We start from the raw sequence: 24,450 nt of genomic DNA on the forward strand, positions 1-24,450 counted from the left end.
ATCCCATACTGGAAGGCGGCTAGGTCAGAAGAATAAAGCGACGCTTGGCTGTATAGAAACCGAAGGTGCCGAAGACATGACTGATCCCCACGTCGTGGTCGCCTGCCTTGACACGGTTCGAAAAGACTTCTACGAGCGATTCGCCAGCCGACTCTCGGAGCTCGCGACCTACCGTTTCCAGGAGATGCGGGCGGCGTCCTCGTGGAGCGTTCCCAGTCACGCGGCGATGTTCGGTGGTCGGCTCCCCAGCGAGACAGATATCCACACGTACAACAGAAACTTCGAGACCCTCGGTCCCGAGAACACCTGGCTCGGCGGACTCGACGGCTACCGCACAGTCGCGGTCTCCGCGAACACGTTCGCCAGCCCCGCGTTCGGCTTCGATACGCTGTTCGACGACTGTACATCGATTTCACCGTCGTGTCGCCTACCAGAGGGTATAGATGTGAACGGGTTTATTAGGAACAACGCTGGTGAAGGGATAGTAGACTTCATCGGGGCGGCCCTGGACCACCCTAATCCACTCCACTCGGTCGCAAACGCAGTCCTGTTCAAGTGCTACGAGGCGACGCAAGGCCGCTCGATAAAACAGCCGTTCGACTTCGGCGGGGCAGCCATCGCCCGCCGGGTACGGAGCGAACTCAACGGGGCCTCAGAGCCGACCTTTGTGTTCGCGAACTTCATGGACGCACACAGCCCCCACACGCCGTTCCGGGGGATCAATGACGATCACCACGACGCACCCGCGTCATTTACATCACTCAATGTGGACGAGGAGGAAATCAACGCCGCAACGGACCTGGGCGGCGAGGAGGCGGCCGTCGAGCACATACGCGGGTTGTACGGCGGCGCAATCGCGTACCTCGACAACATAGTCGCCGACCTGGCGATCTGGTGTCAGGACCACCTCGAACGGGACACTATTCTTGTTATCACCTCCGATCATGGAGAGAACCTCGGCTTCCCCGACGACGACCACATGATCGGGCACACGAACAGCCTATCCGAGGGACTGCTGCACGTTCCGTTCGACGTTATTGGGCCTGTCGAGCCGGGCGAGACCACTGTTCGCACCTCGCTTCTGGACCTGGGCCAAATTGTCAAGCAACTCCGCGACGACGACCAACCACGACCCCCAGGTCGCGAGCTCGTGACCGCCGAGATCGCCGGCCACAGCGCAGACGGGACGAGCGAAGATCTGAGGGGCGTTCAACCCGCCCGTCGGGCGGCGTACGTCGGGGACCGGAAGGTGGTCTGGACGAGCGACGGCGACCGCACTGTCTACGATATTGGGGGGGCACCGAACGCCCAGTCCGTCCTCGACGACCGAAAAATCGATCAGGAGCGAATCGAGACGGCGTTCTCGGTATCGCTGAGCGAATTCGCCCAGACCGCACGCGAACAAGAGGAAACATTGCGAGTCGACGCCGACGTAGAGAGCCGGCTCGAACGCCTCGGCTACCGGTGAGCCAAGCGTCGAACAAGCTGAACCGGAGGACACAACTGGGCGTCGTCAGGGGAGGTCGATCGGCATCCCGACAAAGGCACTTTGGAGCGTGGTGCGCAACTGTTTTGAAATACTGAGCAACACCAACCAGTAGACGGCCGCCCCAACCCCAACGAGTATGCCGAGATCGACCCAGCTAGCGACGGTCACGAACTGCTGTGTCAGAGCGACGCCCGCCCCCATTACGACAGCCGATGCGATCTGCTGGACGACCGGTTTCGAGACCGGTGAGAAGGGGGTGACCTCCCGGTGGATGATCACTATCGCGGCGATGTAGCGTGCGAACTCGGCGAGGAACGTGGCGATGACGACCCCAACCGGGCCGTAGTAAAGCGTCAGTACGACTCCGAGCACGACGTTTCCGGCGACCGTTGTGCCCGTGATCCACATCGTGATGTCGGGGCGGTCGAGGCCGTTGAGCGCGTTGATGAGGGGCTGGCTCTGGGTAGCGACCACTCGGTAGGCAGCCAGTCCAATCAGCAGCGGCCAGGCGGAAGTGTACTCGGACCCGAACGCCGTGACGAGTACCTCGGTGTGCAGCAGCAGAAAGCCGACGAACGCTGGGACCGCCAACACCCCGGAGAACGACAACGTATTGACAATATCGGTGTTGGTGGCCTCGTCGGCCGCATCCAGCGCCGACATCTTCGACATCAGCGCCGACCCGGCTGTCTGGGCGACGAACATCACCGGCAGGGTCAGTTTCCACGCCACATCGTAGTAACCGACTGCAGTCGGCGACATTAGCGTCGCTAGTATCAGGATGTCGATCCGGTTGTACACATGGTTGAACGCCGTACTGGGAATGCTATACTTGGCGTATGACCAAAGGCTCCGGAGCAGTTCTCGACCCGGAAGGGCCGGCACGGCGCCCAGGAAATAGAGGGTCACGGGGATCAGCGCGGCCGACGCGAGCGCGAGGCCGAACACCATCCCCCCGGCGCCCCATCCGAGGAGTATCAGGCCGATCTGCAGCGGTGTCGTCAGGTACGACCGGACAGTGTCGATCCACGTTGCCAGATTGATTCGCCCGTGGCCTTTCAATAGCGACTGGAACGTGCTGAATACTCCAACGGACCCCAGTAGGGTGACGATGAACAGCGGGGCCCGCTGGAGACCGGTGTAGGACACGACCAGGTCGGCAAAGAGAAACGTTCCGAGGGCGGCTACCGAGAGCCAGGTGAGGTTGCCGAGGATCTGGGCGCCGAGTATCTGGCTGGTGTCATCGGGGTTCTCGGAGACACGCTTCTTTCCAGCCACCCCCCAGCCCGCCATCGGCTTATCGAACAGTTTGACCAGTGTGATGACGATGCCCACCCCACCGAAGGTCGTCGGTCCGAGCACGCGAGCGAACAGGACCGTCCCGACGAATCCGGCGAGTGCCATTACCACCTTCGCCAGGGTCCCCCCGAGAACCTCCCGGCCGAGGTCAAGATTCTTGATCTTGTTCATTTGTTATCGGTAGCCGAGCGCTTCTAGTTGTTCCTCAAGTGAGGCCGTCTCGGCTGACTTGTCGACCGATTCGGCCGTGTAAGTGCGTTCGTCGGTCGCCTGTGTCTCTATCCAGGGCACCTCTCGCAGTGCATCCACCCGCCCGTGGCGCGGGTGGCCGTACATCCAGCGCTCACCGAAACATTCCCCGTGATCGGCCGTGATGACGACAGATTCCGCGTCGACGTTCTCCAAGACGATCTCGACCTCGTCGAGCACCCACCGCAGGGTGTCGAGATAGTGTTCCCAGACCTCGTCGCGAGACAGTTCTCCCACGTGCATCAGGTCCCAGACGTTCTCCCGGAACAGCGACCCGTCCCCGCGGGCGCCTTCCAGGTCCAGACCGCGGTACGGGGTGTGAGGCTGCATATAATGCAGGATGAACCGGTCGGGATCGGCGTTCCTGAGGTAGTCGATACCCACGTTGGTGACTGCCTGTGGTGGAATCGTACCGAGTTCCTCGTCGAAAGCGTACTCCGAGACCGTCTCCAGCGTCTCGAAGTCGTCCGCCGAAACACCGAACTCGCCGGTCTCGAAACCGTTGGTGTGGCCGTTTGCGCTCACGTAGGCCGTTCCTTCGATTTCGTCGAGAAAGTCCGCCGTGAAGTTCTGACGGAGCCATGTCTCCGACATAGAAGCACGCGAGACGATCGACGAGATGTCGGTCGGGATGAACTCGTACTCGTCGGCGACCTCTTCGAGTGCGTCGACTCGGCAAGCGTCCAGGACGATCAGCCCGTCCCACTCCCGGTCGAAAATGTATTCGCCGCTGTTAGGCAGGACCCGCCCCAGGCGTGCCATCAGTCCCGACCGCAGCGCTATGGCGGACCCGACGGTGCCGCGACGGTATCCGTACCGTCGGATCTGCATACGTGTCCGATCGAGCCACTGTGTGAATCCCATGAAGTCACTTACGTTCGGTCGGCGTCATACGTATCCGAGCGCCTCTAGGTCTTCGAGATCAGCGTCCTCATTGACGAACCCGGCCGGAGAGAACCGGGCGTAGGCGCGGTCTAGCGGCGCCCCATCGACTGCTTCCCCGTCGTGAGTGAAGGTGCCCGCTTCAGTCCGGATGTGGGTCTCGTCGATCGCGGCTTTCCGGTCGCCGTAGGTGGCAAACGCTACGTCGCGGTCGAACGTACCTTCCTCGTGTGGCTCGCCCAGCAGCAGCGATGGTATGTCGGCAAGCGAGACGAGATCTCCTGTCTCCGGGGCGTTCCGGGTCGCAAGTGGGACGTGGAGGGTCTCCATCCTGAGTTCTCCCGGGTGCCCCCACGTGCCCTGTTCACCGAGGCACTCGCCGTGGTCAGCACAGAACACGACACGCGTCTCCTCATCGACGAACTCCCAGAGCCGAGCGAGTTCTTCGTCTAGTTCCTCGATCTCGGCTCGGTACAGGTCCCGGACCAGCTCCTTGTCATCTCGGTCGCCGTTCCCGGCGAGGACACGCCTCGAGACCGCCTGTGCCGTGGTCCTGTCGACGGGCCCGTCGCGCGGATTGTACGGGTGGTGCGGTTCCATGAAGTGCAACCAACCGAACCAGTCGTCGACCCCCTCGACGGCGCGCTGGAACTCATCAATGACATCGGCAGCAGGTCTGTACTCCCGCTCTATATCACCAGACGACAGCGCGGACCGGATTTTTTGATACGTGTTGTAGCCCGCGACGGCGACACTGTGAGGAACGCTTCCCGGCGTGAGCGCCCGCTGGACCGTCCCCTTGAGCCCCTCGTCGGACGGTGACGGAGCCGCGAAGTGGTCGAATCCGACATCGTACTCGTACCGTTCTGAAAGAAGGTGGTTGGTAGTCAGCCCCACCCGGTAGTCGTTGGGCATACGGGTCACGACCGACTTGTTAGCGATCAGACCTGCCCCGTCGGGGTAGTAGCCACCGATGATTGACTGAAAACTCCCGGCTGTAGCTGTACTCGTAGCGAACGCGTACGGTTCCGAGTCCCCCAAAAACGCAGCAGTGTTTGGCATATACTCGTAGTGATCCCGCCTGAGGGAGTCAGCCGTAACCAGGAGTGTGTTGTGAGTGGTCATTTTTCCGGTGGCTTCTGTAATATGAATCGGAGTGAGGCGTCGACATCCGATTCGAACGCGTATTCGTCTTCGGTCCCAAATAGCCGGTGGCGTAGTTGTATTTCCTTCGATCGGATCCCGCTGAAGGGTCGTTCCGGGTGGACCCAGACGTTGACCTCGCGCTCCGCAAGCGTGAATTCGAACGGTTCGTTCTCGAAGTACCACGCGAAGTTCCCGTCGGTGAAGTAGTCGACGGTCCGGTAAGTCCAAGTCGACCGGTGGGTCGGGTCCTGTTGGGAGAGCCGCGAGTCTGCGTGTGGGACGTAAATCTCAAACCTCCCCCCTGGTCGGAGGACACGGTGGACTTCGTTCAGTGTCGCGATCACCTGTTCGGACGATAGATGTTCGAGTACCTGGTCGGCGACAACCTGGTCAAACGCGTTCGCCGTGAACGGTAGCTCGGCTGCGGTCCCTTGGACGTCTGGCCGACCGTGACGTGAGATGTCAAACCTGACATCGCCGGTTGCTGACTCGCCCGCGCCTAAGTTCAGTACGCGCTTTCTCACCTCCACGCTATCGCTGCCTCCGTCTTGTAGTACGGCCATCTTTATGGATGCTTGCCGTTGTGTGTCCGTGGGGGCTCGAAGAGAGACCGATGGCCCGACCGGACGAGAGATTGCGTCGGGTCACATATACCCCAGGTCTTTCAGCCGCTCCTCGGTTGTCGCGTCGACCTCCCGGCTGCTCTCTTGGGCCATCGCTCGCTCCTTGAGCTCTGCGACGTCGCCTTTGAAGTGCTCGCTGGCCCACGATGGAACACTGACATCCTCAGCGTCGAGTTCCTGCCAGCTTGGCCGGTCCGGATCGAGGGAGTATCGATAGCTGCCGCCCTGGGAGTCCCACTCGATCTTCGTGTCGCCCCGATACGCACAGCGGATCATCCGGTCCCAGTACTCTGTGTCGTCGTTCGGTGGATCACCGACACCGCTGCCGATGACTTCCGCTGGGATCGAGTCGTGAGTGGGGACGGCGAGGTTCCCGCCCGCGAATTCAACGATTAACTCCCCTAGGTCGAGGTGAGAGACGTACTCCGAGATCTCTCGCTCTTCGTCTCCCGGAGGGTTGACGATATCGAAGGGGACGTGCAACAGAGCCTCGGTCAAACTGTTCGTGTGACCGAACAACCCGTTGTCGCCCTCGAATCCGAGGTTTTCACCGTGGTCGGCGGTGATCACGAAGGTCGTCTCGCGTTCGGTCTGCTGTTGGACCTCGTCAATGAACGCCGACACCTGGCGATCGAGATAGTCGATCGCACACGCGTACAGTTCGCGGTGGTTCTGGACGTCGGCCTCGTTGTCCTCGTCTATTCCGTCCAGGATAACCCGCCACTGCTCGAAGTCACGTGAAGACCAACCGTACGGGGCCGAGTGCATGGACTTGTCGAATCCGAGAAGGTGTTTCAGGGGAGCGTGTGCGTCCATGAAGTTGGTAAACAGGAAGAAGGGCTCGCTGTGCTCCTCGACTTTGCGGAGCGCTTCCCGCTTGACGAGTTTGGCCCCGTCGTCGGTCAGTTTCGGGAGCGGGAGTTTCAGCATGAGGTCGTCAAGCTTGAATGTGATGCCATTTGCCAGGCTCTGTAATGGGTGGTCGGTGCGCCTGGCCGCGTCTATGAATTCCCAAAATCTGAGCAGCCCCTCCCGTTCCCTGGTCTGGATGAAACGCTCCATGTCCATCCCCTCGGGGAACCGGCGGTGCTGGGCGATGTCAGAATAGTCATCGAAGACAGAGTCGAAGCCGAAAGTGGCGCTGGCGAAGACGTTCGCACTCGCACCGAGGGCGATGTGGTCGGGGAGCGACGAGAGGAACGTCTGCTCACGTGAGAGGTTGTCGAAGTACCGGTCGTGGGTATGGATGCCGTGGACGTGCGGCAGTTCCCCGGTCAGTATGCTCGCGTGGCTCGGGACGCTCCAAGAACTTGCAGCCCGTCCGTTCTCTATCGACACGTCGGCCCTGTCCCGGATTCGATGTGCGTATTTGTCGAAATAATCTTTCCTGACCGTGTCCAAGATAATCAAGACAACGTTCCGGGAGGTCATGCGGTTAGGTTGATTACAGCCTGTCGAAATAGTTTCGATTGATTCGCAACGGTCAGATTCTCTACCAGGGATCTTTGAGCAGCTCCGAGTTCACGCCGCTCCGCCGCCGGCATTGCGTAGTGGGCTTCAATCCCGTCGACGAGCCCTTCTATCGTCGGGGCCACAACCTGCGAGTCTGGCAGCAATTCCCGGACGCCGACACCGGAGGTCACGAGTGTGGGCGTCGCCGAGAGGATACCCTCCAGGGCCGCGACCGGGAAGGAGTCGCCGACCGAGGGCTGGACGTAGACGCTGGCTCGCTCGAAGTACGAGCGGAACTCCGAAAGATCGACGAAGCCGGGCGTCGAGACCGCGTCGAGGTCGGAGTAAGGTTCGTTCGGGTGGTCTGCGCCGAGAACGACCGTCTGGACTGGGAGGCCTCGGTCGACCAACTCTTCGGTCGCAGCGGCTAGCTTGTCGTAGTTGTTCGTGGGCTTGGTGGTACCCGCCGACAGCAAGAGAAACTCCTCGTCGGGTGAGTTCGGCGAGAGGTCCGACAGCAGTTCGTACTTGTCGTCGTCAATCGGTGGGTGAACCACTTCGACTGGCCGTTCCCCCAGGTACGGCTTCGACCAGTCATAGACGTCTTGGCCGACGGCGACGACCCCGTCCAACAGTCGAGCAGTGAGTGGCTTGAGAGCGTTCCAAAGCAGCGTACTTGACAGGCTCTCGAGTGCATAGAAGGTCTCGTCAGCTGCCAGGTAGAGCACGTTCGTATCCCAGTTGCCGAGCAGCCTGTAGGCCATCGCCGTCTGGATAGGTGCCGTCCCCTCGGCGACGACGATCTCGTAGTGGTCGGACAGTGACCGGGCGGTCCGGACCCGTTCGAGTTCGCTGTTGACATCCTGGTTCCTGTCGCCATCCGGGAGACGGCCAGTCTCGAAGTGTCTGTAGTCGGCACCTATCGAGTCCGCGAACACCTGGTGAGAGGGGTGGGCATGGGCGCCCTGAAACAACATACAGGCCGGGGAAAACCCCTCCGGATCAGCATCCTCAATCATCGTTTACTCGGTCACCCTGTAGGTGTTTAAATACCACTTTTTTTGTCCCCGGCGGTCAAGTCGGCAGCAACGCCGGTCACTGACGCGACGGCATCCCGGAAGGCGTCCGTCTGGGCAGACGGCGTGAACGACTGGGCCTTGTTTCGGTTCGACCGGCCGACTTCGATACGTTCCGCACGGCTCATACACGACAGGGTCTCGATCGCTGACGCCAGGCCCTCGACTGTCGGGTCAGTGACCCACTCGTCCGCGAGCAACTGCTTGGCACCGACCAGTTCGGTAACAATCGTCGGGAGACCGGCCAGCATACCCTCGAGTGCGGCAACCCCGAACCCATCGCCAATTGAGGGCTGGACGTACGCGCTTGCAGATGCGTGGTGATCAGCGAACTCGTCGATCGGAACTCGGCCCGGCGTGGAGATAAACGGTTCGTCCGCGTACGGTTTCTCCGGGTGGCCGGCCCCGACGATGGTCAATCTCATGTCAATACCCTTGTCTTTGACCAGGGACTGAACTGCCTCGACCAGCACCCGGTAGTTCTTCATGGGTCTAGCGTCGCCCACCGAGAGCAGTGTGAGTGGGTCCCCGGAGCAGGCTGGGTCAGTCGAGAGCAGGTCGGAGAACTTTTCGGGTGTCGTGGTCGGGTGGACGACACGGCAGGGGACGCCGGGCAGGAATGGCCTGAGCCACTCGGTCACGAGGTCACTGATTGATACACAGAGGTCGATCCGGTTGGTGAGCGGGGCGAGTCCGTGCCAGAGGAACCGAGTTGGCTTGTCCTGGACCTGGTAGAACGTCTCGTCGGCAGCGAGAAAGACAGTTTCGGCGCCTATGTTCGAGAGGTACCGGTAGGCGACGAGCGTCTGCAGCGCGGCGGTCCCTTCAGCGATTATCAGGTCGAACGAAGGGTCCAACGCACGGCCGGTCCGAATCCGGTCCAGTTCGCTTCCGGTGTCGTGGTTGGTCCCCGGCTCCGGGGGGCGGCCGGTCTCAAAGTGTCGGTAGACGGGGTCAAACGGTTCGAAGAACTGTCGGTGAGCGGAGTGTGGTCCCGACCCTTGGAACAGCACGCACGTCCGGTTGGACATGGTTCGACTGCGAGCCAAACTGAATTCAATCTGGCGTTCGGGAGAGGCCCAGGCTTAGAGTAGGGCAGGAGGGCGACCGGGTCTGCTGTTGCGTAGGATTCACCACCGGTACGGTGAGCACTTTCGACAATTATGCATTGAGAACAAGGCGAGGTCAAAAGGCTTATGCGGGCCTTGGCAGTGTCTCAGACCAATGAGTCACTCACGGGGGACGTCCGCCGAAAACCCCGAACCTGAGTCCACGCTGGACAGGGTCAAAACATGGTATCACGTACCAGCCCTCCTCCTCGTACTCGGGTTCATGCTATGGAACCGAGCCAAGAACTACTCGTCGTACATCGTCGACGGTGAGGTCCTCTTTAGCGGGACTGACCCGTGGTACCACTACCGCTCGACGATGTACGTTGTAGAGAACTGGCCGGCCACGATGCCCTTTGACCCGTGGACGTACTTTCCGTATGGTACCCGTACGGGCCAGTTCGGCACGCTGATGGACCAGGTGTTCGGGACTATCGCCATCATCATCGGTCTGGGCGACCCGAGCGCGCATACGGTTGCGATGGTCGCCCTCTTCGCGCCAGTTGTGATGGGGGCGGTTGCGGCGATTCCGACCTATTACATGGGTCGCCGGCTGGCCGGTCGTATCGGCGGTGTGACCGCAGCGGTTATACTCGCCCTCTCGGCAGGTCTCTTCCTCCAGCGGAGTCTGGTTGGGGTGTACGACCACCAGGTCGCCGAAGGGCTGTTGCAGGTGACCTCCGTCCTCGCCGTGATGGTCGCACTATCAGTCGGCGAACGTGACAAGCCGGTCTACGAGCAGTTTCTCGACCGCGACGTCCCGGCGCTCAGGGCGACGGTCGGCTACTCGATGCTCGCGGGCGTCGCTATATCGCTGTATCTCTGGACGTGGCCGCCAGCCGTCCTCCTACTGGGTATCCTCGGGGCCTTCTTCCTGCTCTGGCTGACCATCGAATTCGTCCGTGGAAAGAGCCCGGAACACACCGCTATCGTGGGCGCTGTGAGTATGGGAACGGTCGCCGTGTTGCAGCTGGCGGTCCTCCAGCAGCTGACCATATCGGCGACGGACCACACGCTCCTGCAGGTGCTGCTGGCTGCAGCTATCGCCGGTGGCTGTGTGTTCATGGCCTGGCTCGCTCGTTTCATCGAGGCCAACGATTACGACCGGAACCTCTACCCGGTCATCGTCGGTGGGATCCTGGCGACGCTAGCGATACTGGCTGCAGTGTTGACGCCGGACCTGTTCAACTACTTCGTCAACCAGGTCCTGCGGGTTATCGGCTTCACGTCGAGCCCGGCCGCGAAACAGACCTCCATCGGCGAAGCGACGCCGCTCAGTGAGCCGAGCCGCCTCTACCAGTACCACGGGCTCGCGCTGTTTACTGCTATTATCGGCGCCCTGCTCGTGCTGTTCAACCAGATTGTCGACCGGGACGCGAGCGCGGAGCGGTTCCTCATAGTCGTCTGGTTCGCGTTCATCCTGGCCGCATCGTTCACGCAGGTCCGATTCGGCGTCTATCTCGTCTTCCCAGTGGCCGCACTTTCCGCAATCGCCGTCGACTACGTGGTCCGCTGGACCGACTTCTCCTTCGACGATGGAGTCGAGGCCTACGAGGTCATCACCATCGCCTCTGTGGTGTTGATACTGTTCGGGACGCTCCTGCTAGTCTCGCCGACCGCAATGGACGTCGGCGATGGGGCCGCTCCCGGTCAGGAGCCGGCTGCCTGGACGGAGAGCATGGAGTGGCTCGAAGAGAACTCGCCGGAGGAAGGCGCCTACGGGACCGGCGATAACGGGACGCTCGAGTACTACGGAACCTACGCCGACCGGGACGACTACGACTACGGCGAAGGCGAGTACGGCGTGATGTCGTGGTGGGACTACGGCCACATCATCACGGTGCAGGGCGAGCGTATTCCGAACGCGAACCCGTTCCAGCAGGGAGCGGGAACTGCCGCGAACTTCCTGCTCTCGCCAACCGAGACGCAGGCTAACTCGGTGCTCAACGAGACCGACGAGGACGACGCGAAGACCCGGTACGTTGCCGTCGACTGGAAGATGGCAAACACCTACGGCGCGGCCGGCGGGAAGTTCTTCGCACCGCCCCGGTTCTACGATAAGTCGAACGTCTCCGCCGACGACTACTACGGGACGATTCGCAGTCAACAGAATCAGCAGTACTTCAACTACCGGACACAGGACTACTACGAGAGTATGGTCGTCCGGCTCTACGAGTACCACGGCAGCGCCAAGGAGCCACAGAGTGCGAGCCAGCCGTTCGTCTACGTCGTCGACTGGGAAACGGCGACCACGCAGGAGGGCCAAACCGTCCGAGCGACACCTTCGGATGGTACCCCCGCTGTAAAGCGGTTCAGGACGATGGAGGCGGCCCGTAACTACACCGATTCGGACGCGACCTCACAGATCGGTGGGTTCGGCGCCCAGCCCGGTGAGCGGGTTCCGGCCCTAGAACACTACCGGTACGTCGGTTCCAGCGAGCGAAGCGCTTACAGCTCCGACGCGCACAATCAGTTCCAGCTCATCGAGTCTGCCTTCGGTCAGCTACCCAGCCAGCAGGCCCGGGACGGTACCTGTGCAGGGAACCAGACGGTCATGCCCGTCGGCAACCAGACGTACTGTACGCCTGACCCGGTTGCTGATACCATGGACAACACCAACCCCGCGTGGACGAAGATATTCGAGCGCGTTGAGGGCGGAACCATAGAGGGCACCGCACCGGCAAACACCACTATCGAGGCGTCCGTTCCGATGCACAACAACGTCACTGGAGAGAACTTCACCTACACCCAGCGAGTCGACGTGGGTGCCGACGGGCGCTTCGAGATGACCGTGCCGTACTCGACGACCGGCTACGACGCCTGGGGCACCGACGAGGGCTACACGGACGTGAGCGTCCGAGCCGAGGGGCCATACGAGTTCAGTGTCCCCGTCAGTGTGCAGGCGACGATCCCGCTCAACGGCACCGCATCGGTCACTGAAGGGCAGGTACTCGGCGAGAACGAGTCGGCCACGACGGTCGAGCTCACCACACCGGAAAACAACCAGACGGTCGAGACTAACGAAACCAGCACGAACACGACAACAGACGGCCCGACTGACGGCTCATCGGCCGGTGAGACGTCCACGACTGCCCCGGGGAGCCTGTCGCGACCGGTAGCCAAACCGGCGCCGTAGGCACTACCGACTCGTTTTTCGCTGCGCTCCTGTCGGAAGAACCGACTGACAGAACTGTCCGCGACAACCGACGGTGCCGCAACTCGTCAGGAGTCGACCGGGTTGAACGTCCCGTTGATGTCCCACTCGTGCAGACAGTGCGGATTGCCCGACCGTTTCTCGTCGTCGACGACGGCGATTCGCCAGGTTATCTCCTCGTCGTCCCACACGTCGTGTCGTCCGCAGCGCTCGCACTCCCGTTCGCGTGGTGAGGTAATCGCTGTCATGTCTGAGCCAAGCCCGTGAACAGTTATCAGCGTGCCGGTCCACGCAGGGTTTTACCCATTGATCGAGCGGTGGGTCGCGCTAGAAGTCGGGGAGGTCGCCGGCGTCGACCTCCTGGGCCTCCCAGTCGAGGTACTCGTCGGCCAGCACGTCACAGACGACCTGTCCGAGTTCGGTCAGCCCGGCGTTTATCGACGAGACGGTCTCCCAGGATTCGATATCGGGATGTATCTCCCGCTCACGCCAGTTCTCCGGCAGTCCGGGGGCATGGTAGCCGACCCGTCCCGCAAAGGAGTCCCAGAAGAAATCGAACTCGGCGATCAGTTCGAGGTCGGTGACGATGGCCCAGGTCTCCTCGCTGATACCGGTGTCGGCTGCCCACTCGGTGAACGCGTCCGACCAGGCGCCGTTGGCCAGGGCCTCGGCGAGCTCTTCGCGTCGGTACTCGTCGCCCTGTACGTCCACGTCGTCGTACTCCGTCGCCTCGACGGCTGTCGAGAGCGTCGGCCGGTCGGGGACAGGAACGTCCAGTGTCATAGGCACCCTTCGACAGCGAGAAAGATAAACGTCATCGACTGCAGTTGCTGGCCGCCCCGGCGGTGACCAGCCCGCTGTTGTCAGGCCGCGACGTACTGTGACTCCCAGTCCTGTCTCGCGTCGAGCTCGCGTTCGCCGCGTCGGGTCAGCGTGTAGAAGTTGGTCCGCCGGTCCCGCTGGCCCTTCTCGACGAGCCCTTTCTCGACGAGTGTATCGAGGTTAGGGTAGAGCCGCCCGTGGTTGACCTCGCTCTCGTAGTACCCTTCCAGCTCCTCCTTGATCGCGAGTCCGTGCGGTTCGTCCAGTCCGGCGATTACGTACAACAGGTCACGCTGGAACCCAGTCAGGTCGTGCATGTGTCTCAGTTTATCAGTTGGTGTCCACACATATCATAGTTGCTAAAATATTGGTAAGTAACTTACCATAGGGTTAGCCGTCGCCGTATAGTGGTTACTCCTATACCGTCCTGTAATTTAGTAGTAATTTTCTGGCAACGAGGCGCAGATTGCTGGCATCTCTTTACAGTCTGTCATTACCTGGGCCGACCGAACTCCGTGGACAGACCCGACAACGGTAAAGGAAGTGACTGTGTAGCCGGGCGTGATGACCGAACACGCGGCGTCGGCGGACGACGAGTTTCCAGAGCCGAGAGGCGAGGGGTCCGTCGAAGTCGTGGGGACCGCCCACGTCTCCGAGCAGAGCGTCGAGGAAGTGGAATCGACACTCGAAGAGCGGCGTCCAGACGTCGTGGCCGTCGAACTCGACGAGGGCCGGTACCGCCAGATGCAGGGAGAGACGCCGGACGACCTCGAAGCGAGCGATCTCCTCCAGGGGAACACAGTCTTTCAGTTTCTGGCCTACTGGATGCTGTCCTACGTCCAGGCTCGACTCGGCGACCGCTTCGACGTCGAGCCCGGCGCCGACATGAAAGCCGCCATCGACACCGCCGAGGAGCTCGGCCTGGGGCTGGCCCTGGTCGACCGGGACATCCAGACCACCGTCCAGCGGTTCTGGGCCCGTTTGACGGCCCGTGAGAAGCTGACGTTGCTGGGGAGTCTGCTGGGCGAGCTGGGCCCGCCACTCACCGTCGGGCTGACCGTCGGTGCCGTCTTCGGCGGTGGGTTCGCCGTGGTGGCCGGCGCCTTCCTCGGGACCGTTCTGCTTCCCGCGGGCGGTTTCGGCGGGACGATACCGGGCGCCCTCGTCGGATTGCTCGATACGCTGCTCGTCATCGTCACGGCGAGTCTCGTCGTTGGACTCCCGCTCGCCTATCTGCTGGGACGCCTGCGCGGCGATCCCGAGACCGTCGAGGCGTTCGACATCGAGGAGATGACCGACACCGACGTCGTGAGCGCGATGATGGAGGAGTTCCGGCAGTTCTCCCCCGGCGGCGCCGAGGCCCTCATCGACGAGCGCGACGCCTTCATCGCTCACCGGCTGGTCGAACTCCGCGAAGCGGGCTATCACGTCGTCGCCATCGTTGGAGCGGGCCACCGGGAGGGTATCGAGCGCTACCTCGACCACCCCGAGGAACTCCCGCCGATGGACTCGCTGGTCGGCACCGAGAGCGGCGGCCGGTTTTCACTGTACACGCTCGTGGGCTACGCTATCGGCTTTGCCTTCCTGGTCTTTTTCGGCCTGCTCGTCCTCGGCGGTGCGAGTCAGGCCGTCTTGCTCGAGCTGTTCGTCGCGCTCGTCGTCGTCAACGCCGTCTGTGCGGGCGGCCTGGCGAAGCTGGCGGGCGCACACTGGTCGTCCGCCGCCGCGGCGGGCCTCTTTGGCTGGCTGACGAGCCTCTTCCCACTGCTTGCGGCCGGCTGGTTCGCCGGCTACGTCGAACTGCGGTACATCTCCGTCAACGTCGGTGACATCGGGAAACTCAACGAGATACTGAGCGACGAGGAGGCTCCCATCGCCGACCTGATGGCGCGGATGCGGGCCGTCCCGCTCTTCCGGCTCATCCTCATCGTCGCACTGGCCAACGTCGGGAGCGCTGTCGCCTCCTACGTGGTCTTTCCGCTCCTGTTGCCCTATCTGGCGGCTGACATCGGTGGTATCGACGGTGTGACACGGCTGCTCTGGGCCGGTATCGAGCAGGGGGCCCAGATACTCGTCGGGGTGCTGTGATGGAGCTCCGGTTCAGCCAGCGGGAGCTACGGGACCTCGCCATCGCGTGGCTCGCACTCGGGGTCGCGTTCACGCTCCTCTTAGAGCGCGAGCTCGTCGCCGCACTCGATCTGGGCGGGGATATCGGGGGGCTCGACCCCGCTGTGGTCGCCGAGACGCTCGTGATAAGCCTGCTGACAGTCGGCGTCGGGTTCCTGCTCCACGAAATCGCACACAAAGTGGTCGCGGTCCGGTTCGGCCAGGTCGCGGCGTTTCGGGCCGACTACCGGATGCTCGGGTTCGCCGTCGTCGGCGCGCTCGTCGGCTTCCTCTTTGCCGCGCCGGGGGCCGTCGTCCACCGCGGCCGTCTCACCGCGAAACAGAACGGCCTCATCGCCCTGGCGGGGCCCGTGACGAACCTCCTACTCTCGGTCGTCTTCCTGCTTCCGTTTTTCGTCGTTCTGACCACCGGGACGAGCGGCTTTCTGGCGGACCTGGCCACTCGCGGCCTCCAGATAAACCTCCTGTTGGCGGGGTTCAACATGCTTCCTTTCGGCCCGCTGGACGGTCGCAAGATTCGCGCCTGGAGCACGCTCGTCTGGGCCGTCGTCGCGATTCCGTCGCTCGTCCTCGCGGTGGGCGCACTGTTCGTGCTCTAGACAGCGCGTGAGTGGGACTTTCGAGACAGCCGTCGGCTCTCGGCGCTGGTCGAAGCGAACGTGGACGCCACCGCACCGGGGGAACGATGCTCTTTTGCCCGCCCCACGCACCGTCTTCGGTATGACCGAGGACAACGCGAACCCGGACGAAGCGGGCGACGAGGAGGAGGGGCTGACCTACGCGGAGACGGGTGTCGACATCGACGCGAGCGAGGCGGCTACGAAGGCGCTCATCGGCGCAGCGGGCGAGTTCGAGGGCGACTACGCTGGCCTCGTGGACATCGGTGACCAGTATCTGGCGCTGGCCACCGACGGCGTCGGCACCAAACTGCTGGTGGCCGAAGCCATCGACGACTACTCCACTATCGGCATCGACTGCATGGCGATGAACGCCAACGACCTGCTGGCCGCTGGTGTCGAACCCGTCGCATTCGTCGACTATCTCGCCGTCGAGACACCGGACGAGGAGACGAGCGAGGACATCGGTGCTGGCCTACGCGAGGGCGCCAAGCGCGCAGGCGTCGCACTCGTCGGCGGGGAGACGGCCGTGATGCCCGACGTCATCAAGGGGCTAGACATCGCCGGTACCTGTGCCGGGCTGGCGCCCAAGGACGCCGTCTTCCCCGGCGAAGCCGAGCCCGGCGACGCCATCGTCGGCTGGTCCTCTTCGGGTATCCACTCGAACGGGCTGACCCTTGCCCGGGAAGCGGTGACCAGAAATCACGACTACACCGACCCGTTCCCGCCCGAACCCGAGCAGTCCATCGCCGAGGCGCTGCTGACCCCGACGCGAATCTACAGCGAGGTGTTGGCGCCGCTCCGTGACGCCGAGACCCACGCCGCCGCCCACGTCACCGGCGGCGGGTGGACGAACCTCACGCGGATGGGCGCAGTCCACTACGAGATTACCGACGCGTTCGACCCCCAGCCCGTCTTCGAGTTCGTCCAGGAGGAGGGCAACGTCGACGACGAGGAGATGCATCGGACGTTCAACATGGGGACCGGGTTCGTCGCGGCGCTTCCGGAAGCTGACGCCGAGGCAGTCGTCGAAGCGAGCGAAGACGCCCGGGTTATCGGACACGTCGAGGACGGCGAAGAAGCGGTCTCGATTCGCGGGCTGGAACTTCGGTGCTGAAGCTGAGAACTCGCGAAGTAGACGGGATGGATGGGTCGTTCAGTGACAGTCGGCCCGTCTCAGCGAGTGTCTGGAGCCGTCTCTTCGGCGATTCGCAACTGGAGAGCCGCTCGGATGTGATAGCGTGCCGAGTCGTCCTCCGCTTCCCGGAGGGCGGCCTTTAGATGAGTATCCAGTGAACTCTCTGATATGGTCACTGATAAAATCATTCACGTATCCCCGTATTATAGTTGTGACTCGGTTTTTCGAGGTAGTAGCCGCCTAACGCACGAAGGTGAGAACTGCACACATACACCGGGTAGCTCACTCAACTGACCGTGCGGGCGATATCGGCTTCGGTGATGACGCCGACGGTTCGGCCGTCCTCGACGACCATCACCGCCGCGTTGTGGTTGAGATACGCGTCGACCTCGTCGATGGTGGCGTCGGGTTCGACGGTGGCGATGGACTCGTGCATCACCTCGGCGACGGGGAGTTCGCCGACGTTCTCCTCCGGTCGCTGGCGGATATCGGAGTTGCCGATGAGCCCCTGGGGCGAGCCGTCACGGATGACGGGCACCTGCGAGTACCCCTTCTCGTCCATCAGTTCCTTGCTCTGGTGGACCGAGTCGTCCGGCGCCACGCTCACTACAGGGGAATTCATTACGTCGCGGGCGCGGATGATTCCGCCCTCGGCCTCATCGAGGGCATTGACGATGCGCCGCAGTGTCGAGAGGCGTGGGTCCACGTCACCGCCTTCGATGCGGGCGATGAGCGGCTGTGAGACGTCGGCGTGTTCGGCCAGCTCGCTCTGAGTGAGCTCCAGTTCGTTTCGGCGCTCCCGCAGGTCCTCGGGCGTCGGCAAGTCCATAGTACGTCATAACTCGGGGTAATTAAAAAACCCTGGGTCCCCACAGCCAGACGGAGTGTTGGAATCGTTTCGGATAGCTCGACGCCCAAGTCGGCCCGTTCCGGTACCCCCCGACACCAATCCGTCTCAGGCCTCGGCTTCGGCGTCGTCGTCTTCCTCGGTCTCGAACACTTCGATGACTTTCAGAGGGACGTCTCGCAGGGCGCCGCCGACTTCGCTTTTCGCGATGCGCTGGGCGTGCTCGACGGATTCAGCGTTGAAAATGTCTATCTCCAGGACTAGCCCGACGAGGGCGGTATCGGCGGCAATAAACGCCGAGTCGAACGGCTCGCCACAGGCCGGACAGCCCGTCGCGCCGACCTCGACCTCGACGTAGTCCATATCTGACTCGTTCAGGCGCTTGCCCGCTTCGCTGACGGCGACGCCGATAGCATCGTCGATATCCTCTACGTCGCGGACCAACCAGGCGGCTTCCATCGCCACGAGATAGTTCATAACTCAGTTCAGGAAGGCTGGCTACTCGTTAGTTGCGGTTCGCGGCCGCCGCGCACGTCACCGTTACTATCGTCATAAGTTATGGGAAGTAGGGCCCAACCTTGCCGCCGAGTTACGCCCCGACCCCGACGAAGACCTGTTTCAGTTGCCCCAGCTACAACTCAGACTGAACCGCAAGACGGCGGCGCCTCTATCTCTCACGAACTATCAGACATACACCAGTACGGCCCCGAACACTTATATACTGGTTTGGCCCACGGTCGAGTGAAGCGACAATGGCTGCCCGACTGCACACCGCAACGATATTCGCACTGTACCAGCTCACCCTGCTCGCCGGCATCGTCCTGCTGCCGGTGGCGATGGTCACCGAGCGACTCGGCGTTCGCCTCCCCATCGACCGCGCCGTCAACGGGCTCAACCAGGCCTACGAACAGTCCCGGGAGTGATCGGTATACGCAGCCACGTCACCACAGTTTTATCAGCGCCCGCCTGCTACCGGGCGATAATGAACGAGCCGAACTCACCGCTTTCCCAGCCACCGACAGCCGACCGGTTCCAGACGGACCCCTACGAGCCGGAGGTCGGGTCGCTGCCCGACCGCTCCGGTCAGGACACCGAGAAAGTCAACAAGACCGGGACGACCACCATCGGCATCACGACCAGCGAGGGCGTCGTCATCGCCACCGATATGCGGGCCTCGCTGGGCGGTCGGTTCGTCTCCAACAAGAACGTCCAGAAGGTCGAACAGATCCACCCGAACGCGGCCCTGACCCTCGTCGGCAGCGTCGGCGGCGCCCAGTCCTTTATCCGCTCGCTCCGGGCCGAGGTCAACCTCTACGAGGCCCGCCGCGGCGAGGACATGAGTATGCAGGCCCTCTCGACGCTCGCGGGGAACTTCGCCCGTGGGGGTCCCTTCTTCGCTATCAATCCCATCCTCGGCGGCGTCGACGATGACGGCCACCACGTCTACTCCATCGACCCGGCTGGCGGCGTCATGCAGGACGATTACACGGTGACGGGCTCCGGTCTCACCGTCGCCTACGGGACCCTCGAGGACCGCTACGAGGACGACATGTCCAACGAGGAAGCCAAGGAGGTCGCCGCTGCCGCCATCAACGCCGCCGCCGAGCGCGACACCGGCTCCGGTAACGGCATCTACCTCGCCGACGTGACGAGCGAGGGCGTGGATATCAACGGCTACGACTTCGACGAGCTGCTACAGTAGTACCTTTTTACTGCAGGGGGTTTCCTCGGGCCTTCGGCCCTGCGGGAACCCCCGCTTGCAAAAATCTACGCTAAAAAGGCCGAACTCGCGGCTCAGCCGCGAGTTCGGTGAAACCGCTCGCCGATGGCGAGCGGTATGCTCACTGTAGACAGCCACGCCCTCCCCAGCCGACTGCGTTGCTCGGCTCGCAGGGCTCGCCTGCGCTACTCATCCCTCGCACAATGTCGTCGCGCCACAAGGGCGCGATAGCGCGCGCCGGGCTACCTGAGCCGGGAGAACTAAACACCGAGAAATCGCAATAGGGGTATGGAACTGTTCGGGACGGCCGGGATTCGCGGCGGGGTCGACGAGCGGGTCACGCCCGAGCTGGCCCTGTCGGTCGGACAAGCGGCGGGGCAGGACGGCGAGGAGTTCGTCGTGGGTCACGACGGCAGAGTCACGTCGCCGTCGCTCGCCGACGCTGTGGCCTCGGGACTGGAGAGCGCCGGGGTGCAAGTGAGCCGGGTCGGGCAGGTCCCGACGCCCGCGCTGGCGTACGCCTCGCGAGGGCGCCGAGGCGTGATGGTAACCGCGAGCCACAATCCGCCGACCGACAACGGGCTGAAACTGTTTGTCGACGGCCAAGAGTACGACGACGAGGCCGAGTCTGCCATCGAACGGCGGGTCAAGGACGGGGCCACACCGTCGTCGTGGGATACGTGGGGCAGCTCCCTCACCGAGGACGTCCTGCCGACGTATCGGACTGCTGTGGCCGACTACGCCCGAGGGTTCGGGGCCGACCCCGACCGACTGACCGTCGCCGTCGACTGTGGCAACGGGATGGCCAGTGTCGGGACGCCGCTGGTCCTGCGAGCCCTCGGCGCGGACGTCGTCTCGACGGAGGCCAACGTCGACGGTCACTTCCCGGCCAGAGAGAGCAAACCCACGCCGGAGACGCTGGCGCAGTTCAGCCGGTTCGTGGCCGACACGACCGCCGACCTGGGGGTCGCCCACGACGGCGACGCCGACCGAATCGTCGTCCTCGACAGTGACGGCGATATCGTCCACGAAGACACCGTGCTGGCGATGTTGGCAGAACAGTACACCGCCGCAGCGACCGTCGAGGATCCCGTGGTCGTGACGACACCGAACGCCTCCGGCCGCATCGACGAGCGCGTCGAAGCCGCGGGTGGGCGCGTCGAGCGAGTCCGCCTTGGCGCACTGCACGAGGGCATCGCTCGCGTGCGAGCGGGGGCGATGAGCGACACCGTGGTCGTCTTCGCTGCCGAGCCATGGAAGCACGTCCACCCCGCCTTCGGCGGGTGGATAGACGGCGTCGCGAGCGCGGCTGTTATCACGCGGCTGGTGGCAGCCGAGGGGCTGGCAAAGCGCCGCGCCGCGATAACCGAACGGCCCTACCGGAAGGTGAGTGTCGACTGTCCCGACGCTCGCAAGCCCGCGGTGATGACTGCCCTGGAAACCGAGCTCCCCGACACGTTCCCCGATAGCGACGTCGCCACCGACCACGGCGTGCGCCTCACCTTTCCCGACGATTCGTGGGCGCTCGTCCGACCGAGCGGCACCGAGCCCTACGTCCGCATCTACGCCGAGAGCGACGCAGTAGAGACCCTCGTTGCGGACGTGCGAGCGGTCGTCGAATCTGCGGTCGAATCGGCAGGGCACTGACGACAGTTGCGGGCGGTGAGCCGAGCACAGTGAAGCGAGACTCGTCGTGGCGCAGCTCCGACGGCGGTGGGTATTTCCCCCCGCCGCGCGAGGCCGGGGTATGGACGACCTGCTGGAGGCGGCCCGCGACGCCGCCGAGGCGGCCTACGCGCCCTACTCCGAGTACCGCGTCGGCGCCGCCATCGAGACTGCCGACGGAACCGTCTACACGGGCTGTAACGTCGAGAACGCGAACTACTCGAACAGTCTCCACGCCGAGGAAGTCGCCGTCGGGACCGCGATACGCGAGGGCCACCAGTCTTTCGCCCGGCTGGCGGTCAGCTCGGCGAAACGGGACGGTGTCACGCCCTGTGGGATGTGTCGCCAGACGCTCGCGGAGTTCTGCGGCGAGGAATTCCCCATCGTCACCGAGAGTGAGGCCGGCGGCGAACCGACCGAATACACGCTGGGGGAACTGTTACCGACGACGATCACCCGGGAGCATCTGGAATGACGGGCGACAGCGAGGACCCCCACGACGAGGTGCAGTACCATCTCGAAGTCGGCCCTGGCGACGTGGCCCCCAGCGTCTTGCTACCGGGCGACCCCGAGCGCGTCGAGGCCATCGTCGACGACTGGGAGACTCACGAGATTCGCGCCAGCCACCGCGAGTACCGCACCGCGACCGGGACCCACGAGGGGACGCCCATCTCGGTCACCTCGACGGGCATCGGCTCCCCCTCTGCCGCTATCGCCGTCGAGGAGCTGGCCCGCGTCGGCGTCGACACCCTCCTCCGGGTGGGTTCCTGTGGCGCCATCGTTCCCGAGGCGAGCATCGGCGACCTCGTCATCACGACCGGCGCAGTGCGACAGGAGGGCACCAGCACGGAGTACGTCCGCGAGGACTACCCGGCGTCGGCCGACCCCCGGGTCGTCTCGGCGCTCGTCGCCGCCGCCGAGGAGCTGGACTACGACTACCACCTCGGGATTACGTGCTCGACCGACAGCTTCTACGCCGGCCAGTCACGCCCCGGCTTCGAGGGGTTCGAAGCCCGCGACAGCGAGGCGAACATCGAAGAACTACGGGAGGCCGGTGTGCTCAACTTCGAGATGGAAGCCGCCAGCATCCTCACGCTCGCGAGCATCTACGGGCTGCGAGCCGGCGCGGTCTGTACCGTCTACGCCAACCGCGAAACGGGCGAGTTCCGGACCGAAGGTGAATCACGGGCCGCGAAGTGTGCCAACCACGCTGTCACCTATCTGGAGCGGATGGACGAGGCCGTCGAAGCGTCGGATTCGGACCACTGGCACGCCGGGCTCTCTATCGAGCGGTAGATGTCACGTCTCGAACCGCACAAAACATATCTGTCGATGATATGTACGTCTCCCATGCCCCGCGATACGTTCATCTCGTGGAAGACGCTCGCCCTCTTCGTCCTCTTCCCGCCGCTCGCAATCGTCGCTATCGTCTTTTTCCCGGTGACTCTCGGGGTCATTTTCTGGTTGTACTATCGGGGCAGGAACGAAGCGAAACAGGAAGCGTACGAGCAATCGGACGGTCAGCCGGCAGATGGGTAGCTGATTACTCGGGGCCAGTCAACCTGCTGGCCGGGAGCGCCCTCTGTGGCGCAACCCGGGGAAGGGCAGGCTGACGAACGGAGCATACCGCTCGCGGTCAGTGAGCGGTTTCACTTCACGCGACCGAGCGAAGCGAGGGAGCGTGAAGGGAGTTTTTAGCGTAGATTTTTACAAGGAGTGGTGCCCGCAGCGCCGAAGGCGCGAGGACACCCGACGCAGTAAAAAGGTACTACATGTCCGGCCACGCCTTCACGGCGCGACCGACACCGGTGACGTCCTTTATCCAGCGGGCGGCGATGCCTTTCTTGAGGACCTTCGCCGGGAGCCCGCCGAAGGTGTCGATGGGCATCCCCATCACGTCGTGGGCGACAGCTTTCTCACCGACGGAGATGACCGTCCCCTTGTCCTTGTGGGTCCAGGTCTTCAGGGGCTGGTCCCGAACGGCGCGGGCGAGGTTCTCGCCGGCGACCTCGGCGGCCTGCCAGGCGGCCTGGGCGGTGGGTGGGGCCGGGTTCTCGCCGGGCTGGTCGATGAGTGCACAGTCGCCGATGGCGAAGACGCGCTCGTCCGTGGTCTGAAAGTCGCCCTCGGAGTGAATGCGGTGGTTGCGCTCGTCTTTCTCGAGGTCGACGTCACGCACGCAGTCGCGGCCGGTGATACCGCCGGTCCAGATGAGGACGTCGTAGTCGAGTTCGTCCTCGTCGCCGATGTAGACGGTCTCCTCGTCGACTTCGCCGATGAACTCGCCGGTCTCGATGTTGACGTCGCGCTCTTCGAGGCGCTTCCGGAGCGCGCCCTGAAGTTCGGGGTCGTTCCCCGGGAAAATCTCGTCCAGCCCCTCGACGAGGTGGATGTCGATGGGCGCGCGGTGGTCGTCGCGGAACTCGGCTATCTCGCCACAGGTCTGGATGCCTGACAGTCCGGCGCCGCCGACGACGACCTGCGCGGGGTCGCTCTGGGAGGCCTCGCGGGCGGCCTCCTGAACGGCGTCGTGGATGCCCAGCGCGTCGTCGAGACTCTTGAGCGTGTGGGCGTACTCCGCGAGGCCGTCGATGCCGAAGAAGGCGGTCTTCGAGCCCAGGCCGACGAGCAGGTAGTCGTACTCGACGCCGTCGCGACTGTCGAGTTCGACGACGCGGTCGTCGGTGTCGATGCCGGTGACGGTGTCCTGGATGAACTCGGTCGTCGGCTGTTTGATCTCGTGGACGGGAATCGAAATCTTGTCCTGGATAGAGGGGTCCCGGATACAGCGGTGGGACTCGTGAAGGACGAGGTGATAATCCACGTCGGCGATCCAGGTGACGTCGGCGTCACCGTTCAGTTCGTCTTCGAGGCTCTTGATGGCGCCTGCACCGGCATACCCAGCGCCGAGTACGACGACCTTGTCGGTCATACCGGAGAGTCCGGACGGGGATGATACAAAGGCTACGGATTCGCCGTTAGAGCGGTGAAAAATCGTGGGAGATGGACGACAGTGAATCGACCTCGGGAGCAGA

24 protein-coding genes are annotated in these 24,450 nt (G+C 63.3%); 11 read left to right on the top strand and 13 right to left on the bottom strand.

Annotation, left to right across the window (positions count from 1 at the left end):
• Window positions 1–76: 76 nt before the first annotated feature.
• Window positions 77–1,468, top strand: coding sequence for a sulfatase-like hydrolase/transferase (locus P1K32_RS01135; protein WP_276250898.1), 1,392 nt, complete (start codon window positions 77–79; stop codon window positions 1,466–1,468).
• Between the two features lie 45 nt (window positions 1,469–1,513).
• Here P1K32_RS01135 and P1K32_RS01140 read toward each other — a convergent pair whose 3' ends face one another.
• The 7 genes from P1K32_RS01140 to P1K32_RS01170 form a co-directional block, all read right to left on the bottom strand.
• Complete coding sequence (locus tag P1K32_RS01140; RefSeq protein WP_276250899.1) at window positions 1,514–2,959, bottom strand: oligosaccharide flippase family protein; 1,446 nt, start codon at window positions 2,957–2,959, stop codon at window positions 1,514–1,516.
• A 3-nt stretch (window positions 2,960–2,962) separates the two neighbouring features.
• Window positions 2,963–3,799, bottom strand: coding sequence for an alkaline phosphatase family protein (locus P1K32_RS01145; protein ID WP_276250900.1), 837 nt, complete (start codon window positions 3,797–3,799; stop codon window positions 2,963–2,965).
• A 126-nt stretch (window positions 3,800–3,925) separates the two neighbouring features.
• Complete coding sequence (locus P1K32_RS01150; RefSeq protein WP_276250901.1) at window positions 3,926–5,044, bottom strand: sulfatase-like hydrolase/transferase; 1,119 nt, start codon at window positions 5,042–5,044, stop codon at window positions 3,926–3,928.
• Window positions 5,041–5,595 carry a methyltransferase domain-containing protein gene (locus P1K32_RS01155; protein ID WP_276250902.1) on the bottom strand — a complete coding sequence of 185 codons (555 nt, stop codon included), beginning with the start codon at window positions 5,593–5,595 and terminating at the stop codon, window positions 5,041–5,043. Before P1K32_RS01155 ends, P1K32_RS01150 begins: the two co-directional genes overlap by 4 nt.
• A gap of 114 nt (window positions 5,596–5,709) precedes the next feature.
• Entirely contained in the window at window positions 5,710–7,119 is a 1,410-nt protein-coding gene (locus tag P1K32_RS01160) for a sulfatase-like hydrolase/transferase (protein WP_276250903.1), read from the bottom strand.
• Window positions 7,116–8,159 (bottom strand): glycosyltransferase family 4 protein, encoded by a 1,044-nt coding sequence (locus tag P1K32_RS01165; protein WP_276250904.1) that lies wholly within the window; start codon window positions 8,157–8,159, stop codon window positions 7,116–7,118. The genes P1K32_RS01160 and P1K32_RS01165 overlap by 4 nt, the downstream gene beginning before the upstream one ends.
• Window positions 8,160–8,185: 26 nt before the next feature.
• The gene (locus tag P1K32_RS01170; RefSeq protein ID WP_276250905.1) at window positions 8,186–9,247 is read right to left on the bottom strand and encodes a glycosyltransferase family 4 protein; all 1,062 of its coding nucleotides are present in this window, start codon (window positions 9,245–9,247) and stop codon (window positions 8,186–8,188) included.
• Window positions 9,248–9,440: 193 nt separating this feature from the next.
• On the opposite strand from P1K32_RS01170, the gene P1K32_RS01175 reads away from it, so the two are divergent.
• The gene (locus tag P1K32_RS01175) at window positions 9,441–12,461 is read left to right on the top strand and encodes an oligosaccharyl transferase, archaeosortase A system-associated (RefSeq protein ID WP_419181055.1); all 3,021 of its coding nucleotides are present in this window, start codon (window positions 9,441–9,443) and stop codon (window positions 12,459–12,461) included.
• A gap of 86 nt (window positions 12,462–12,547) precedes the next feature.
• Here P1K32_RS01175 and P1K32_RS01180 read toward each other — a convergent pair whose 3' ends face one another.
• The 3 genes from P1K32_RS01180 to P1K32_RS01190 form a co-directional block, all read right to left on the bottom strand.
• Window positions 12,548–12,727, bottom strand: coding sequence for an HEWD family protein (locus tag P1K32_RS01180; protein ID WP_276250907.1), 180 nt, complete (start codon window positions 12,725–12,727; stop codon window positions 12,548–12,550).
• 79 nt (window positions 12,728–12,806) lie between these two features.
• Window positions 12,807–13,262 carry a DUF7992 family protein gene (locus P1K32_RS01185; RefSeq protein ID WP_276250908.1) on the bottom strand — a complete coding sequence of 152 codons (456 nt, stop codon included), beginning with the start codon at window positions 13,260–13,262 and terminating at the stop codon, window positions 12,807–12,809.
• A gap of 80 nt (window positions 13,263–13,342) precedes the next feature.
• Complete coding sequence (locus P1K32_RS01190; RefSeq protein WP_220587244.1) at window positions 13,343–13,618, bottom strand: PadR family transcriptional regulator; 276 nt, start codon at window positions 13,616–13,618, stop codon at window positions 13,343–13,345.
• Between the two features lie 247 nt (window positions 13,619–13,865).
• Here P1K32_RS01190 and P1K32_RS01195 point away from each other — a divergent pair, with 247 nt between their 5' ends.
• The 3 genes from P1K32_RS01195 (at window position 13,866) to purM (ending at window position 17,162) form a co-directional block, all read left to right on the top strand.
• Entirely contained in the window at window positions 13,866–15,389 is a 1,524-nt protein-coding gene (locus P1K32_RS01195) for a TraB/GumN family protein (protein WP_276250909.1), read from the top strand.
• The gene (locus tag P1K32_RS01200; RefSeq protein ID WP_276250910.1) at window positions 15,389–16,027 is read left to right on the top strand and encodes a zinc metalloprotease; all 639 of its coding nucleotides are present in this window, start codon (window positions 15,389–15,391) and stop codon (window positions 16,025–16,027) included. The genes P1K32_RS01195 and P1K32_RS01200 overlap by 1 nt, the downstream gene beginning before the upstream one ends.
• Window positions 16,028–16,148: 121 nt before the next feature.
• Window positions 16,149–17,162 carry a phosphoribosylformylglycinamidine cyclo-ligase gene (gene purM / locus P1K32_RS01205; protein WP_276250911.1) on the top strand — a complete coding sequence of 338 codons (1,014 nt, stop codon included), beginning with the start codon at window positions 16,149–16,151 and terminating at the stop codon, window positions 17,160–17,162.
• Between the two features lie 307 nt (window positions 17,163–17,469).
• Here the strand turns inward: purM and P1K32_RS01210 are convergent, their stop codons facing one another.
• Both P1K32_RS01210 and P1K32_RS01215 read right to left on the bottom strand, forming a co-directional pair.
• Complete coding sequence (locus P1K32_RS01210; RefSeq protein WP_220598900.1) at window positions 17,470–18,012, bottom strand: CBS domain-containing protein; 543 nt, start codon at window positions 18,010–18,012, stop codon at window positions 17,470–17,472.
• A gap of 126 nt (window positions 18,013–18,138) precedes the next feature.
• Window positions 18,139–18,507 (bottom strand): DUF555 domain-containing protein, encoded by a 369-nt coding sequence (locus P1K32_RS01215; RefSeq protein WP_220587239.1) that lies wholly within the window; start codon window positions 18,505–18,507, stop codon window positions 18,139–18,141.
• Between the two features lie 275 nt (window positions 18,508–18,782).
• Here P1K32_RS01215 and P1K32_RS01220 point away from each other — a divergent pair, with 275 nt between their 5' ends.
• The 6 genes from P1K32_RS01220 (at window position 18,783) to P1K32_RS01245 (ending at window position 22,954) form a co-directional block, all read left to right on the top strand.
• The gene (locus P1K32_RS01220; protein WP_276250912.1) at window positions 18,783–18,953 is read left to right on the top strand and encodes a hypothetical protein; all 171 of its coding nucleotides are present in this window, start codon (window positions 18,783–18,785) and stop codon (window positions 18,951–18,953) included.
• 59 nt (window positions 18,954–19,012) lie between these two features.
• Window positions 19,013–19,732 carry an archaeal proteasome endopeptidase complex subunit beta gene (gene psmB, locus P1K32_RS01225; protein WP_276250913.1) on the top strand — a complete coding sequence of 240 codons (720 nt, stop codon included), beginning with the start codon at window positions 19,013–19,015 and terminating at the stop codon, window positions 19,730–19,732.
• A 306-nt stretch (window positions 19,733–20,038) separates the two neighbouring features.
• Entirely contained in the window at window positions 20,039–21,397 is a 1,359-nt protein-coding gene (locus P1K32_RS01230) for a phosphopentomutase/phosphoglucosamine mutase (protein WP_276250914.1), read from the top strand.
• Window positions 21,398–21,497: 100 nt separating this feature from the next.
• Entirely contained in the window at window positions 21,498–21,890 is a 393-nt protein-coding gene (gene cdd / locus P1K32_RS01235; protein ID WP_276250915.1) for a cytidine deaminase, read from the top strand.
• Complete coding sequence (locus P1K32_RS01240; RefSeq protein WP_276250916.1) at window positions 21,887–22,711, top strand: nucleoside phosphorylase; 825 nt, start codon at window positions 21,887–21,889, stop codon at window positions 22,709–22,711. Before cdd ends, P1K32_RS01240 begins: the two co-directional genes overlap by 4 nt.
• Window positions 22,712–22,765: 54 nt before the next feature.
• Window positions 22,766–22,954: a hypothetical protein gene (locus P1K32_RS01245; protein ID WP_276250917.1), complete on the top strand. Its 189-nt coding sequence runs from the start codon at window positions 22,766–22,768 to the stop codon at window positions 22,952–22,954.
• A 229-nt stretch (window positions 22,955–23,183) separates the two neighbouring features.
• On the opposite strand, the gene P1K32_RS01250 is transcribed toward P1K32_RS01245, so the two are convergent.
• Entirely contained in the window at window positions 23,184–24,347 is a 1,164-nt protein-coding gene (locus P1K32_RS01250; protein ID WP_276250918.1) for an NAD(P)/FAD-dependent oxidoreductase, read from the bottom strand.
• Between the last annotated feature and the right edge of the window lie 103 nt (window positions 24,348–24,450).

This window comes from Haloarcula rara, assembly GCF_029338235.1.
GTDB classification, from domain to species: domain Archaea; phylum Halobacteriota; class Halobacteria; order Halobacteriales; family Haloarculaceae; genus Haloarcula; species Haloarcula rara.